Here is a 252-nt window from a genome sequence, read left to right as displayed (position 1 = left end):
CCCGCCCTCCCCGAGCAGCTCGGCCGCCAGGATTCGGCCGGCTTCATCCCGGACATCGAATCGGATTCGCTGCCGCCCGGCCTGGACGAGGACACCATCCGTGCCCTGTCGGCCAAGCAGGAAGAGCCGGAATGGATGACGCAGTGGCGCCTGGACGCCTACCGCCACTTCCTGACCACGCCGATGCCGAACTGGGCCAAGCTGCAGATCGCCGCGATCGACCTGCAGGCGCTCAGCTACTACTCCGCGCCC

At 68.7% G+C, this 252-nt stretch carries 1 pseudogene; it reads left to right on the top strand.

From position 1 onward, the window contains the following. A pseudogene (locus tag ACQG3P_RS20900) lies at window positions 1–252 on the top strand (Fe-S cluster assembly protein SufB); the annotation flags it as partial.

Origin of the sequence: Stenotrophomonas sp. SrG (genome assembly GCF_050031795.1) — a bacterium.
GTDB classification, from domain to species: domain Bacteria; phylum Pseudomonadota; class Gammaproteobacteria; order Xanthomonadales; family Xanthomonadaceae; genus Stenotrophomonas; species Stenotrophomonas rhizophila_A.
The sequence above is the reverse complement of the archived record's forward strand: the minus strand, read 5'-3'. Positions and strand labels throughout refer to the sequence as shown.